This is a genomic window from Bradyrhizobium sp. AZCC 2230, assembly GCF_036924495.1.
GTDB lineage: Bacteria > Pseudomonadota > Alphaproteobacteria > Rhizobiales > Xanthobacteraceae > Bradyrhizobium > Bradyrhizobium rifense.
In genome coordinates, this window is sequence record NZ_JAZHRS010000001.1 from 9,806,040 (window position 1) to 9,820,637 (window position 14,598).

The window sequence follows — 14,598 nt, forward strand, 5'->3', positions numbered from 1 at the left end:
TTCCTGATCGGCGGTGGACCACTAGGTTTGAACGTAAGCGCTCAGCCGGGACCCTATTGAGGCAGGCTTGACGTTTTGCGGAATCGCCACGGCATGAGGTCTTCGATTCTGCTATGGGGATGGCCGTCGATGATCGCCTCGAGTGTTTCGGCGATGTAGGCAGCCGGGTTGACGTCGTTGAGCTTGCAGGTGGCAACGATCGACGCCAGCAAGGCCCAATTTTCAGCCCCAATTTCATGGCCCGCGAAGAGCGCATTTTTTCTGGTCAGGCAGACTGGCCGGATGGCGTTCTCGACAGGGTTCGTGTCGAGCTCGAGGCGCCCGTCTTCGAGGAAGCGGGTCAGCCCTTGCCAGTGATTGAGCGCGTAGCGGATGTCCTCGGCGAGCGTCGAACCGCTGGAGATCATAGAAAGCTGTTTCTCAAACCACGGCTTTAAAGCAGCGATGAGGGGCGACGAATGCTCCTTGCGGGCGGCCAGCCGCGTGTCCGGCGATGCACCGCGTACCATGGCTTCAATGGCGTAAAGCTGCGCGATGTGCCGAACGGCGGCCTCGGCGATCGGCGATTTGCTGTTACGGGCCAATTTAACGAAGCGCCGGCGCAAATGGCTCCAGCAATGCACGAGCGTCCATGGCCCTTGCGGTCGAGCGACTTCGGTCAGCCGGTCATAACCGTCATAGGCATCGCATTGCAGGAAGCGTCCGCCAAAGCCGTCCAGGAACTGCTCCGCGAAGGCACCGCTGCGACCGGGGGCATATCGGAACAGCACGATCGGCGGACTTGGGCCGCTGTGGCCGCGGTCGTCGGAGACGATCGCCCAGAAGTAGCCCTTCTTCGTTTGGCCTCGCCCGGGATCGAGCACCGGCGCCGTGGTTTCGTCCATGAACAGACGATCCGCCATGGCCAGGCGGCGGCGCATGTGGTCCGCGATGGGCTGAAGATGGAAGCAGGCGCGGCCGGACCAGTTGCCCAGTGTTGCCCGATCAAGCCGGATCCCCTGGCGCGCATAGATCTCGGCCTGACGGTAAAACGGCGTATGGTCGCCAAACTTGGAGACGATCACGTGCGCAATGGCCGCTTCGGTCGGCAGCCCGCTGGGCACGACGTGCTCCGGTGCGTGCGCCTGCACGACAGGGCCCGAGCAGCGGCGACAGATGTATTTCGGGCGGCGCGTGACCAACACCCGCCATTGCGCCGGGATCACGTCGAGGCGTTTGCTGACGTCCTCGCCGATCTTCGTCATGGCGCCGCAACCGCACGGACAGAGCGTGCTCGCAGGCTCGATGATCCGTTCCACCCGCGGCAAATGGGCAGGCAAGCAGCCGCGATTGCGATGAGAACCTTGATCCGGCACGCTCCGCGATCGGCCCTTGATCACAGCCTCGGCTCTCTCCTGCGCGGCGTCCAGGATGCCTTGCGCGATCTCTACGTCTTCCAGCGGTAAGTGATACTGATCTGGCCGCAGCTTCTCGGACTTCGCGCCGAACTTCTCGCGTCGCAATTCGCCGAGGATGACCTCCAGCCGACGCCGCGCTTCCTCCGACGCCGCCAGCGCCCCCTGATGCTCGCTCAACGCCGCCTGCGTTTGCGCCAAAAGCGCTTTGAGTTGTTCATTTTCGTCGCGCAGCGCCGCGATGCTCATGCGCTATTTCGAGCACATCGCCGCCGCACGTGCCACATTCAAAATAGCTGCCGAGTCATTCTGCCGCAGCTATCCAGCCGCCTGGGGACGTCGCGCTTCTTCCGGGCGGACCAACCTCCAATCCAGCCCCTCGAACAGGGCTGCGAACATCGCCGGCGATATGCGCATCACGCCGTCTGCAATCGTTGGCCAAACGAACCTGCAACCTTCGAGACGCTTGTGCACTAACACCAGGCCCGTTCGATCCCAGACCAAAATCTTGATCCGGTCCGCTCGTTTCGATCGGAACACGAAGGCTGCGCCGCTGAACGGGTCGAGACGAAGCATCTCCTGCACCTTCGCCGCAAGCCCATCGTGGCCACAGCGGAAGTCGATCGGCCGCGTCGCGATGTAAATCTTCAGATCGGCACCGGCCGCGATCATCGTGACGCTCGCACTGCGCGGATCACCCGGGACAGCTGCTCGCCATCTATGGCTGTGTCCGTCCGCAGCACGACATCACCGATCGAGATCTCAAGCTTGATCGCCGGAACGTGACGCTCCTTCAACGCGCTTTCCACGACCAGCGGTGCGAATGTCGACTGCGATACCTCGCACGGCGCCAACATGCCTCGCTGTCGAAAGCGTCGTCGCCAATCGTAAATCTGCCAGCGCGTCGCTCCGTGCTTGCGCGCCACCTCGGACACCTGGGCGCCGGGTAGCAGACTCTCGGCGACGATCCGGGCTCTCTCAGCTTCCGAACGCACGCGGCGCCCCGATGGCCCTTCAAGAACCTCCAGCCGGCTCACCGCCCCCGCCGATGAGCCGTCCAAATGGACGTCCTTTTTGCTGTCCAATCCCATCCCAAACCTCCGTCCAAGCCGGAGGCTTCTTCGCACAGCTATCCCGATCCCGAAGCAAGGGTTCCGGCTAAGCGCTTACGTTTGAACGTTGCCCAGCGCCCTTTTGGTATCATGCCATTTTCGTCAGAGAGCGGTAGTCGAGCTGACGGTGAAACCAGTAGACATACCCCTCAATGCTCTTCTGCGAGGCGACACTCAGAAACGGCTGAAACAGCGGTATCCGCGGTGCCTGGTCATAACCAAGCGTGATCATCCTAGCGACGGTCGCTTGATAGGCTGATTGATCTCCGCTTGCCGCCTGCCCTCGCGCCGCTTCGATGAGTTGGTCGAGGTCCGGGTTGCGGTAGCCCATGGTGTTGAAGACGGCATTTTGACCGTGGTAGGTGAAAAAGAAGAAATACTCGGGATAGTCGAGCCAGCCCGAGAAGAAATTGATCATGAGCGGCATAGTCTTCTTCAGCATCTCGCCGCGCCAGTTCGATCCCGGAATCTTGTCGATTGTCGTCTTGATGTTCAATGCTGCGAGACTTTCCTGCACGAGAAGCGCGATCGGTTCGCTGAGCGTGCCTTGACCTGCGTCGAGCGAGATCGTCGTCTCAAAGCCGTCGGCCATTCCAGCCTCCGACAGCAGCGCTTTTGCCCTCGCCATGTCCGTCTTGTAGCTGGTCGGGCTCGGCCAGGCCGAGTCGGTCGGTGTGTTGGACGCCGCCCCGTACAGCGGCTTGGCCTCGCCGAACAGCACGGCATCCATGATCTTCTGGTACGGCACAGCATAGGCGACAGCCTGACGAACCTTCACATTGTCGAATGGCGGTTTTGTTACGTTGAGTTCGATGCACCACATTCCGTTCGATATCGGCGTCGATGTGACGGCGACGCTGTCTTTTGCTTTCAACTCGGCGAAATCCTTGGTCGGCAGATCGAAAGAAATATCGACGTCGCCGCGCTCGATCAAAGCCCTTCGGTTGCCAGCCGACGGTACCTGCCGCCAGATCACGCGCTTCAGTTTTGGAAGCGGTCCGGATTTCCAATCGTCGTTGCGTGTGTAGATAACCTCCGTGCCGGGGGTCCATTTCTCGACCTTGAAGGCACCGCTGCCGGCAGTATTCGTCTTGGTAAACTCGAGGCCCCACGGATCCTTGTCGGTGCCGTTCTTCTTTACCAGCTCCGAATTGTAGATCGCGGGAACCACGACGGCGATGTCCGGCAGCGTCAGGGCGTCCGGCCGGACGAAATTCACCCGAAACGCATTATCCCCGATCGCCTCGAACTGCTCGGGCTTGAGCAGGCTGCCTGCCGCCATCTGGCTGGTTGGAAATCCACCGACCGATACGGCCCGATCAAAGGACCACTTCACGTCCGCGGCCTTGACCGGCGTGCCGTCGTGGAAGGTCGCGTTGCGGCGCAGGTGGAAAGTGACGCCTTTCGCATCGACCTCCCATCGCTCGGCCAGCTCTGGTGCGATCGTCTTCTGGTCATAGGACCGGGAGCCATCAGCCAGAGTCTTGATCCCGTAGCTGACCAAACGGTCGTAGCAATTCCAGGAAACTTCGTATGCGGGGCGGTTGGCGCCGACCCCTTGGACGTCAAGAGTGTTCGGACCGCCCTCGGAGATGACGAGGAGGCTATCCTGCCTGGATTGCGCGCGAACCTCCGGAGCGTCCACTAGCGTTGCGAAGCCGGTTACGGCCGTTGATTGCAAGAATTCCCGCCTGTTCATTTGCACAACTCCGTTCGTCGATTTTAGGATGGTCGCGACCGGCGTGGGCGGTCCGTTAACGATCCCTAAAGGCTGGAAAGCAAATCGATAGCGGCCTTGGTCAGCGCGCCATCCGGTTTCGAGAGCTCGCCCAGAATCGAGAAGTGATCCGCACCTGCAACAGGGAGAAGCGATGCCGGAGCGCAGGCGGCTTTGCGTTTGGCGAACAGCGCGAGCGAGTCATGAATGAGGGATGGCAGTTCGTTGCTGCCGTACGCAATTGTGAGCGGCTTACGCGCCGGTTCAAGACGCAACGGTGACAGGGCCTCGATTTCCGTATGGCTGAGCTGGAGCGCCTTGTTCAGACCTGTGTCGCGGATTGGTGCCAATTTATAGACGCCCGATACGGCAAGCCCGGCCGCAACCCCGGGGTGGTTGAGATGAAATGCCGCCAGTTGCGCACCGGCCGACCATCCCGCGAGGATAAGAGGGCCGCTGATTCCGTGCTCGGCGCCATGTGCCGAGAGCCAATCGATCGCGAGGCCGATCTCCGCGATGATCTCACTGAGGCTTGCCTGCGGGGCCAGCGAGTAGCCGGGGATCGCAACCGACCATCCCGCGGCGCCGAGGCCTTCCGCGACGCAAGCAAACGCCTCGCGGGAGTTGCGTTGCCAGTAGCCGCCATGAAGGAAGATCAGACATGGCGCGGTGGGTTCAGCGGATGGATAAAGATCGAACGCCGTTCGCTCCGAAACGTCCGCGTAAGGCAGATCGAGCTTTGTGTCGTGTGTTTTCCGGTAGTTCGCGGAGTCACCACTGCGCTGTTCGATCCAGCGCTGGCTGACCGCGACGGCGGCGTTGTTGTCATATGCCGCGTCGCGGGCTGCCTGGTCGAGCGAGGACCAACGTTGCCGTGGGTCCTCGGGGAGGGCGGTGCGTGGAATTTCTGATTGCTCCAAGTCGTTATCCTGTCAGCGGCCTGTGCCAGTCGCCATGGCGACAGGCGCCGTGACGCGTTTTGAGAGAATGAGATATACGCTGCCAGATATGACGATCCCGAACAGCCAGCTCAGGTCCGCGCCACCGAGGAGTCCGAGCGATATCGGGCCCTGCAAAGGACCGACGAGGCCGTCCTCCACCGACCATCCGGCGGCAAGACCCAGGAAGAATGCAATCATGGCACCCCAGTTGATATCGCCATAGACGCTCGTCTCCGCGCCCTTATACAATTCCGCGACCTCAATCTTGCCCTTTCGCTTGATGAAGAAGTCGGCCAGCACGACGCCTGCCCAGGGGCTCATCCAAAGCAGAAGGCTGATCATCCAGTTGTCGAACGCCTTGGCAAACGACGGAGCGAATATGAAGTACAGTGTCGTCAGATAGCCGGCGACGCCGACGATTGTCGCCAGGCCAAGTCGCGAGAACTTGAGGCCCGCGCTCAGCGCTGCGAGCGCTGCTGAGTAAACGTTGAGAATATTGGAAGCGATCGGCCCGTGCAGCACCAGCAGCAGCACAAGGATGCTGGTGGTTCCACCGAACACCGCGCTGACCATTTTGGCTGGATCGGTGTCGAGCGTCGTGCTGGCGATGGTCGCGCCGAGGATGGCCAGCCAGACGGTCGGGACGAACATCCCGATATAGCTGTACCAGAACACGGATTTCGACGAGACGCTGCGCGGCACGAAACGCGAATAGTCCGACGCCCAGGTCACCCAGGAGATGCCCCAGCCCACACCGATCGCCGTCATCAACAGCGTGATCATCGCCAGATGTGCACCCGGGGGCAGCGAACTTGTGAGGCCCCAATTGACGACGCCTGGACGCGTCCAGGCGAGAACGCTCATCAACACCATGATCACAATCGTGACCGGCACGGTGTATTTCTCGAAGGTCCGGATCGCATAGAAGCCGTACACGCCGATTCCGACCTGCAGCGCCATTACCAGTGTGATGATGACGATTTCGACCAACCAGGTGTCGGGAATACCGAACTGGCCGAGAATGGCGACGGCGATCTTGACCGGAAAATAGGTGTTCACGCCGATCCAGCACAGCGTCATCAGGAACATCAGGATGCTCGGCAGATAGGCGCCGCGGACACCGAACGCAGAGCGGCTGAGGACCATCTGGTTTACGCCGGTCTTGTGTCCCATCACCGTGAACGCGCCGAAGATCGCGCATCCGACCAGATTGCCGAGCACGATAACTGCGATGGTCTCCCACAAACCAAGCTTGAGGATGATGCCGAGCGCGCCTAGCGCCCAGTTCACCGGCGCGATGTTGGCGCCCGCCCAGATCCACATCTGCTGCGGCCCGGTCGAGTCGCGGTCAGCGTCCGGAATAAGCTCGATATTGTGGTCGTCAGCGCGCAGTTCAGAACTCGTCATGACTTCCCCCCACGAATGAAGCAGCTACTTCGTCTTCAAGATCCCACCTTATCGATGCACAAACCGTACCATTGACGGTTTCTTACTCGTTCTCGCCCCGTCGTCTGCCGCGGAAAAATCGTCGCAACTTGTGCCGCATCGAGTTACCCAGCAGAGCGACAAAATTCAGAGAGGCGTTGTCACAAGCGCCGCCGTCCGACGGCAGGCCGGATAGCGCGCGGTCGGCATTGCGCGCGAAGTCGGCGGTGATTGCCGCGGTGAGATTGCTGACCAGTCCAGGTCGGGCGAATTGCGCCAACATGCCGCGAAGGCTGTAGCCGATCGATAGCAACACCCGCGTTCCGCCGCCTTGCTCGTCCGGTACGAGGCGATAGCGGATTTCGCTGCGGGTAAACGACCGGCTGCGTTGGTCCGTCCCGACTCCAACGATCCGTCCCGACAAAATCGCGGGATCACGTTCGACGCGAATCGCGCCTTTGAAGCGTGCCGCGATGGGCCCGAGCCTGACCTGCATCGTCCCTTCGGTTCGCTCTGGCGTCGAGACCCCGGACAGCGATGCGCCAGGTAAGCACGCCGCAACCGCTGGGATATTGCCGAAGAAGTCAAACACATCGGCAGGACGATGGAGCACGACGAAGCTCTGCTCGAAGACGTGCTCCGGGGAGAAATCCTCGATGGATATCGCGGAATCACTCGTGGCCGGCGGTTGGCCAACCGTCGTTTTCGCCGCAACCCGTGCCCTCGAGTCGGACATGTTGCCGTGGCCCGACCCGACCGGGCCAAGCAAAGTGCGGCCGGCGCCGACGATCGACGCCACGCCTCGCTGGCGCCGTGCTTCAATCACCGATCGAATGGCGCGGACGATGCCGACATAGCCCGTGCAGCGGCAGAGATTTCCGCTCATGCCAACTCGGATATCTCGCTCGTCGGCCGACGGCATCCGCAACACGAGATCGCGCGCGGACACCAGCATGCCGGGAGTGCAGTAACCGCATTGCAGGGCATGCTCGCGAGCAAAGGCGGCACGGAGTTCGGTCGTGATCTCGTCATCGTCGAGACCTTCGATGGTCGTCACCCGCGCGCCGTGGCACGCGACCGCATAGGTAATGCAGGAGCGTGCAGGTGCATCGTCCAGCAGGAGGGTGCAGGCACCGCAGACGCCATGCTCACATCCCAGATGCGTTCCAGTTAGGTTGAGCTTGTCGCGCAGGAAGTCCGCCAGATGGGTGCGTGGCTCCACGTCGGCACTGATATCGCGGGTGTTTACGGTGAGGGCGATCATCGTCAAACCGCTGCCTCGCTGATGGCGCGACGCAAGGCCGCCACGTGAATATGCCGTGCGGCAGGGTGCGAAACGCCTGCCTTCGCGAGGATTGTATCGGCTGCTCCAGCATCGAACTGGCGCTCGAAATCGGTGGTGACGCGGCCGCCGAACAATGCGGCTGCATCGGCAAGCACGATCGGTGCGGCGTCGATCGCGCCGATCACGGCACGTGCGCTCGCCTGCTCCGGATCGATCACGACGGCGCTGATGGCGTGCGCAAACTCGCCGGTTTTCCGACAGGTCTTGAAATAGCCAAAGCGCGCTGACCGCATCAGCCGGGGGATGCTCACTAGCTCGATGATTTCGCCGGCCCGTAGCGCAGATTGCAGCGCGCCCGTGATGAAATTCTCCACGGACAGCTGCCGGGTGCCGGACAGGCTCCGCAGCGAGACCTGGGCACCGAGTGCCGATAACGCCGACACCCAATCGGCAGCGGGATCGGCATGGCTGAGCGAACCGCCGATGGTGCCACGATTGCGGACCGCCCGGTAGGCAATGGCTGCCGCGATCCGCTGCATCGCGCCGCGTGTGACGTCCGGCACCCGCCCGTCCTCGATATCGCTATGCGTGACGCAGGCGCCGATCATGAGGTCGCCGCCGGCGCAGGCCGTCTGCTTGAGCTCGGCGAGGTTCGAAATGTCGATCACAAGATCAGGTTGGACCAGCCGCAAATTGAGCATCGGACCCAGCGACTGGCCACCGGCAATGATCTTGGTGTTGCGATCGGTCTGTGCCATCAGCGCAAGCGCGGCGTTCAGATCGCCGGGGCGTTCATAGGTGAAGGATGCCGATTTCATGCTGCCGGCCTTTCGGCTTGGCGTGTCGCCAGAATGGTTTCGACCAGACGACGCGGGGAAATTGGCGAATGCAGGACTTCGACGCCGAGCGATCGCAACGCATCGTTCACGGCATTGGCTATCGCGGCCGGCGGCGCGATCGCGCCGCCTTCGCCGATGCCTTTGACTCCAAACATGGTGTAGGGGGAGGGTGTCTCCATATGATCGAGGCGCGGCTCGGGCACCTCTGTCGGTCCTGGCAGCAAATAGTCGGCCAAGGTGGTCGCGAGCGGCTGGCCGGCGCTGTCGAACGGCATCTCTTCGTAGAGCGCGGTTCCGATGCCCTGCGCCAGTCCGCCAAAGATCTGGCCGTCGACGATCATCGGATTGACCAGCACGCCGCCATCCTCGACGATCACATAGTCCAGGATTTCGACATCGCCGAGATCGGGGTCGATCGCGACCGTCACGGCATGCGCCGCATAACTGAACGTACCGCTGTCGCGCGCTGGCTTGTAGCCGCAGGTCGTTTCAAGGCCACCCGGATCGACGTCGACCGGCAGATCCTGCGGGCGACGGTACCAGGTGTGGGCGATTTCACCCAGGCCAATGCTGCTGTTTGGTCCATGGATACGGCCATCCTGCAGTCGCACCGCGGTCGGATCGAGCTGCAGCAATTTGGCGCCGATGCGCTTGGCCCGCTCGGCCAGTTCATTGCACGCGGTCGCAACGGCGCCGCCGGCCATCACCATCGAGCGCGACCCCCAGGTGCCGGTCGAATAGGGCGTCAGCGCGGTATCGCCGTGCACGACGCGGATCTTTGCGGTATCGATGCCGAGGATTTCGTGCGCGACCTGCGACAACGTGGTTTCCAGACCCTGTCCGTGCGAATGCACGCCGACGCGGAGTTCGAGTCCGCCGTCGGGCGTCATCCGCGCATTGGCCTGCTCGTGGCCGGGCACCATCGGGATGCCCCAACCGGCATAAACTGACGTACCGTGTGCCGCCTGCTCGCAATAGATCGAGACGCCGGTGCCGATCAGCCGGCCATCCGGCTCCTTCTTGCGTTGACGTTCGCGGATAGCGGGGACGTCGATCATCGCCAGTGCCCGGCGCATGGCTTGCGGATAATCGCCGCTATCGAAGTGCTTTTTTGTGATGTTGTCGAACGGCATCTGGTTCGGATCGACCAGATTCCGCAGTCGAACGTCGCCGGGCTCAAGTCCGGCCTCGACCGCCACTGCGTCCAGCATGATCTCGAGCGCAAAGCAGACGCCGGTGCGCGCCACCCCGCGATAGGGCAGGATCGGGCATTTGTTGGTTGCAGCCGAAAACGTCCGGCACCGATAGGCCGGCATCTTGTAGGGACCGGGCAGGATGCTCGCGACCTGCGCGGCCTCGAGACAGGCCGAAAACGGGTAAGACGAGTAAGCACCGGAATCCACCGTGGCTTCGCAGTCGATCCCGCGCAGCGTTCCGTCGCGGTCGGCATAGACCGTGATCTTGTAATGATGTTCACGGCAATTCGCGCTGGCTGTCAGGTGCTCGCGGCGATCTTCGATCCAGCGGACGGGATAGCCCTGGCGCATGGTCAACCATGCGAGGCAGACCTCCTCGGGCAGTAGGATGCCCTTGTGACCGAAGCCGCCGCCGATATCCGGTGAAACGATCCGGATTTGGCCCTGCTCCATGCCGAGACAATCGGAGAGTCCGTTGCGCACGATGTGCGGCATCTGAGCGCCGGTATGCAGCGTGAGCTGATCGAGCCGGTGGTCGAAACTGGCGACGACTCCGCGTCCTTCGAGCGGTGACATGCATTGCCGTGCGGTGGAGATTTCACGGCTGACCTTGATTGGCGCGTCGAAGGCGCTGGCAATATCGACCTCGAAGGCACTTTCGAGAAAGACGTTGTCGCCCCAGTGCTCGTGGACCAGGGCGGTGCCGGGTTGGCGGGCCCGCAGCATGTCGCGAATGGCCGGCAATTCCTCAAAGTCGAGCATCACCGCGGCGGCGATATCTTCAGCCTCGGCCCGCGTCGGTGCCACGCACATCGCAACCAGTTCGCCGACGTGGCGGACCTTGCCGGTGGCGAGGACGGGCTGCTCTGACATCTTGAAGCCGGGCAGTCCGGAAACCGCCCTGATCGGCTTGACGTCCACAAGGTCGTCGGCCGTGAATACGAATTCGCGATACTTGTCGGGAACGGAGATTGATTTGATCCGCGCATGGGCGAGCGGGCTGCGGACGAATGCGACGTCCTGCAAGCCGGCGAGGCGGATGTCGGCCACGAACTGGCCGCGCCCGCGCATCAGGCGATCGTCTTCCTTGCGTAGCAGTCGCGCCCCGACGCCCTGCCTGGGGTCGGTCGCGTGGTCCGGGGCCTTGTTTGCTTCAAGGCCAGACATATGAGCCGTCTCGACCTGAGCCCATCGCAGGTCAGGCCGCAACTGCGCGCGGAAGGATCGGTGCCGTTGCTTCGTAGCGCATACCTGCACGGAGACAGAATGCCGGCTGCAACAGGCTGTCGGCGATCACTTCGTTCTTCTCGTTGTCGCGCAGAATGTAGCGGCCTGGCTTTTCCGAGAGAACGGTGACGTCGGCATCCATGCCGGGCCTGAGTGCGCCGATTTCACCGGAGAGGCCAAGCATTTCGGCCGGGTGTGACGTGACCATCGGCACCACCTGTTCAAGCGTCAAGCCCAGCGCCATCATTGAGCTCATGGCCTGGACCAGGCTGAATTTGGCCTGGCTCGCAAACGGATGATTTTCATCGTCGGCGTGCTCATCGGGCGTCCCCACGGGAGCCGGGACGTGGGTGTTGTAGCCGTGGATATCGGCGCCGAGCGTGGTCGGGATGATGCCGGCGGCGAGGGCCTTGCGTGCGAGCCGATAGGAGAAGTGGCTACCGTGGCCGACGTCAACGCGCAATCCGCGGTCGAGTGCCGCCTGAATCACCGGATGCACCTCGCCTTCGCGATTGACGAAGCCGCCGGGATGGCGCGTGAACGGATGCGCCAGCACATCGCCGGACCTCAGCAACGGGATCACGCGGGTGAGGATGGTATCTACGTCTTCGCCATTGGTGCCGCTTTCCGGCAGACCCCATAGCTGTCCGAAATGCACATAGACCGGAAGGTCCGCCCGGCGGCCGATCTCGGCCGCCATCTCGATGACGCGGATGCCCCACCGCGCAAAACCGCCGATTTCGGCGTGGGCCTTGATGCCGCGGACCAGGTCGCGGTTGGCGGTCGCAGCCTTGACTGTGGCGTCGATATCGACGCAGTCGGGGCTGTAGAGATTGGGGTAGTAGTGGCCCTCCAGGCCGCCGACCAGATAGGCCGACATGAACGCGTAGGTTCGGGATAGCGCTTTTTCGGCAACGAAATGGCGGAAGCCCGGCATGGTCATGCAGGACGGGCCGCCCTGATCGACTAGGGTCGTGACGCCGGATTGCACACCCACCATGTCGGCGTTCACGCCGAACCGCCCGGTGACATATTGATAGACATGGGCGTGGGTGTCGATCAGGCCGGGCAGCACGATCTTGCCCGAGACGTCGATGACCTCCTTGGCGCTGGTAGGCAGGATGTCGGCCTGCACTGCCGCGATCTTGCCGCCGCGGACGGCGACGTCCTTCAGTCCGTCGATGCCCGATGCCGGGTCGATGACGCGTCCCCCACGCAACAGCAGGTCAAAAGTCGTGCTTACCGACATAGGCGGCTCCTTGCTGATCTATCGACCGGTGGCCATCGTCTCAACGATTACGACGTATGCTTCGTATTTTTAGCTTGGCAAACCAAGCATCATTCGTGCCATAGAGGGCGAAAAGAGCGTGCAAAAAATTCGTGCAGAGCGGGCAGGAACTGGTTTGTGAGAAATGGCGAAAAAATCAACGGCTAAGCAGGGCGTCGACAAGCGCTCGAACAGCTGGCCGCTCGAACAGCGGCCCGGGTTCCTGATCCGGCGGCTGCACCAGATCCATGTTGCTCTGTTCCAGGAACGATGCGCGGAGTTCGACGTCACACCGCTGCAGTACAGCTTGCTGTCGGCGTTGGCGGCGCGCGGAATGGCGGACCAGACGACGCTGGCGGCCGATGTCGCGCTCGACCGGACCACCACAACGGGCGCGCTCAAGCGCTTGCAGGCAAGGCGCTTTATCGAACGGGCCGTGCGTCCCGATGATCGCCGTGCCCGTGCCTGCCGGCTGACGGCTGCGGGTGCAGCGCTCCTCTCCAGGATGGAAGCGGCCGCCCGTGCGGCGCACCATGACACGCTGGCAAGTCTCGGCAAGGCCGAGCAAAAGCGGCTCGTCAAGCTGATGCAGCGGGTCGTTGCGGCCGGCACCCCCAGCGATTAGCGGCCAATCCTCATCCGCTCGGCTAGAATCTGTGCAAGCGCTGCCTTGCAAAAGGCAATTGCGTTCGCTTCTCCGAGGTGAACGCATGAAGAATACGAAGCGTGCTTCGCAATCCATCCGTGCCTGTGGGCTCGCGGTGATGCTGTTCTCTGCAGCGATCTTCGAGCGCGGGGCTTCGATTTCCGCAGGTTTCGCCCGCGTGGTCGTCAGTGAAATCAGGCCGCATGCGTAAGAAGGGCCGACTGGCACATCATTTGCTGCATAGGCTTTAATGAGTTGGTGGCTAGGGTTCCGCACCTGAATAGGTGGCTGGTCCAAGAGCTGCCGCCGTCGCGGGAGAAATCCGCGCGGACACGGCGGGATAAAATCCCGGGAGACCTCAGTTGCCAGGAATTGGCTTCGCTCGGGTCCGTGCCAATTCCAGACTTGTGAGCTTGTATGGAGTTGGCGATGCATGATCTCGATCCGCCCCCGCGCCTCACCCGGCGACTTGGCTGCCTTGCGCCATGTCGATCGTGGCATCCACAGACATGACTTCGCGCGATTTTTCGGGAGGGCGAGGCTGATGGCGGCTTACGAGAGTGCCATTGCGCGCCGTTTCGGCGATGACGGGCCCTGCGGCGGCGCTGACGCCGGCGACAACGAGTGGATCCGCCGTGTCCTGTCACGCAAGACCGTGCGCCGATACAGCGACAGAATGCCGGACGAGGGCCTGCTCGATGTGCTGGTTGCGGCGGCACTCAGCGCGTCGGCGAAGTCGGACTTCCAGCAAGCCTCGATCCTGCGGGTCGTCGACCGCGGCAAACGTGATGCGATCGGGAAATTGTTCCCGACCATGCCCTGGATCGCCAACGCCCCCGTGTTCTTTGTCTTCCTCGGCGACGCCCGTCGGCTGCAGCGCATCGGCGAGATGCGGGGCAAGCCAGTTAACAACGGAACGCTTGAAGGTTTCTTCAATGCCAGCGTCGACGCTGCGCTAGCGATGCAGACCATGATCCTCTGCGCCGAGGCGGAAGGCCTTGGCGTCTGTCCCATCAGCGTGATCCGCAACGAGGCGGATAGCGTCGCCGAGGTGCTGGGCTTGCCCGATCTGGTGTTTCCGGTGGCGGGACTTTCCCTCGGTTATCCGCAAGGCGATGGCTTTCTCAGCCTGCGGCTGCCGCGCCGAGCCACCGTCCATCGCGATAGCTACGACGACACGGCACTGGCCGCCGCAGTCGACGACTATGACCGCCGGCGGGATGCGATTCACGCGATCCCGAAGGAGCAGCAGCGCGTCAACGCCGAGTTCGGCGAGGCCGCCTTCTATGGCTGGTCGGAAGACAAGGCGCGGCAGGCGGCCAAGGCCGAAGGTGCTGCCTTCCCGCCTTACCTGCGTTCGCACGGTTTCAGTTTCGATTGAAAGGACTGGGTTCTCGCAAAATCGGTAACGTCGCTCTCTTTGTCTCGGCTCGTCATCCATCAGCAAAGGTCGCATCATCATGTCAAAATCATCGGCTGCTTCCCGTACCTTCTCGCGAAGGTTATTGCTCGGTCTCGTCGCTGCCCAATTCGTCGTTCCGATGCTGGC

General features: G+C 62.3%; 13 protein-coding genes and 1 riboswitch. Of the genes, 3 read left to right on the forward strand and 10 right to left on the reverse strand.

The features are described from left to right. Positions 1-53: 53 nt before the first annotated feature. The 10 genes from tnpC to V1280_RS46655 form a co-directional block, all read right to left on the reverse strand. A complete protein-coding gene (tnpC, locus tag V1280_RS46610) occupies positions 54-1,643 on the reverse strand; it encodes an IS66 family transposase (protein ID WP_334518647.1) in 1,590 nt (529 codons plus the stop codon). 69 nt (positions 1,644-1,712) lie between these two features. Beyond that, the gene (gene tnpB, locus V1280_RS46615; protein ID WP_027545641.1) at positions 1,713-2,066 is read right to left on the reverse strand and encodes an IS66 family insertion sequence element accessory protein TnpB; all 354 of its coding nucleotides are present in this window, start codon (positions 2,064-2,066) and stop codon (positions 1,713-1,715) included. Then, positions 2,063-2,485, reverse strand: coding sequence for an IS66-like element accessory protein TnpA (tnpA, locus tag V1280_RS46620; RefSeq protein ID WP_334518652.1), 423 nt, complete (start codon positions 2,483-2,485; stop codon positions 2,063-2,065). The genes tnpB and tnpA overlap by 4 nt, the downstream gene beginning before the upstream one ends. Positions 2,486-2,594: 109 nt before the next feature. After that, entirely contained in the window at positions 2,595-4,205 is a 1,611-nt protein-coding gene (locus tag V1280_RS46625) for an ABC transporter substrate-binding protein (protein WP_334538066.1), read from the reverse strand. A 65-nt stretch (positions 4,206-4,270) separates the two neighbouring features. Further along, the gene (locus V1280_RS46630; RefSeq protein WP_334538068.1) at positions 4,271-5,143 is read right to left on the reverse strand and encodes an alpha/beta hydrolase; all 873 of its coding nucleotides are present in this window, start codon (positions 5,141-5,143) and stop codon (positions 4,271-4,273) included. Positions 5,144-5,155: 12 nt separating this feature from the next. Continuing rightward, positions 5,156-6,571, reverse strand: a complete 1,416-nt coding sequence (locus tag V1280_RS46635) for a cytosine permease (RefSeq protein ID WP_334538070.1) — start codon at positions 6,569-6,571, stop codon at positions 5,156-5,158. Positions 6,572-6,653: 82 nt separating this feature from the next. Beyond that, positions 6,654-7,859, reverse strand: a complete 1,206-nt coding sequence (locus tag V1280_RS46640; protein WP_442895213.1) for a xanthine dehydrogenase family Fe-S subunit — start codon at positions 7,857-7,859, stop codon at positions 6,654-6,656. Then, positions 7,856-8,692, reverse strand: a complete 837-nt coding sequence (locus tag V1280_RS46645; RefSeq protein ID WP_334538071.1) for an FAD binding domain-containing protein — start codon at positions 8,690-8,692, stop codon at positions 7,856-7,858. Before V1280_RS46645 ends, V1280_RS46640 begins: the two co-directional genes overlap by 4 nt. After that, the gene (locus V1280_RS46650) at positions 8,689-11,076 is read right to left on the reverse strand and encodes a xanthine dehydrogenase family protein molybdopterin-binding subunit (RefSeq protein WP_334538073.1); all 2,388 of its coding nucleotides are present in this window, start codon (positions 11,074-11,076) and stop codon (positions 8,689-8,691) included. Before V1280_RS46650 ends, V1280_RS46645 begins: the two co-directional genes overlap by 4 nt. A gap of 31 nt (positions 11,077-11,107) precedes the next feature. Continuing rightward, entirely contained in the window at positions 11,108-12,385 is a 1,278-nt protein-coding gene (locus V1280_RS46655) for an amidohydrolase/deacetylase family metallohydrolase (RefSeq protein ID WP_334538075.1), read from the reverse strand. 163 nt (positions 12,386-12,548) lie between these two features. Here V1280_RS46655 and V1280_RS46660 point away from each other — a divergent pair, with 163 nt between their 5' ends. From V1280_RS46660 to V1280_RS46670, 3 genes are all read left to right on the forward strand, one after another. Continuing rightward, positions 12,549-13,028, forward strand: coding sequence for a MarR family winged helix-turn-helix transcriptional regulator (locus V1280_RS46660; RefSeq protein ID WP_334538076.1), 480 nt, complete (start codon positions 12,549-12,551; stop codon positions 13,026-13,028). An 85-nt stretch (positions 13,029-13,113) separates the two neighbouring features. Beyond that, complete coding sequence (locus V1280_RS46665) at positions 13,114-13,260, forward strand: hypothetical protein (protein WP_334538078.1); 147 nt, start codon at positions 13,114-13,116, stop codon at positions 13,258-13,260. Between the two features lie 40 nt (positions 13,261-13,300). Further along, positions 13,301-13,406: riboswitch (guanidine-I (ykkC/yxkD leader) on the forward strand. Between the two features lie 187 nt (positions 13,407-13,593). Continuing rightward, positions 13,594-14,430 (forward strand): nitroreductase family protein, encoded by an 837-nt coding sequence (locus tag V1280_RS46670; RefSeq protein ID WP_334538080.1) that lies wholly within the window; start codon positions 13,594-13,596, stop codon positions 14,428-14,430. Positions 14,431-14,598 lie beyond the last annotated feature (168 nt).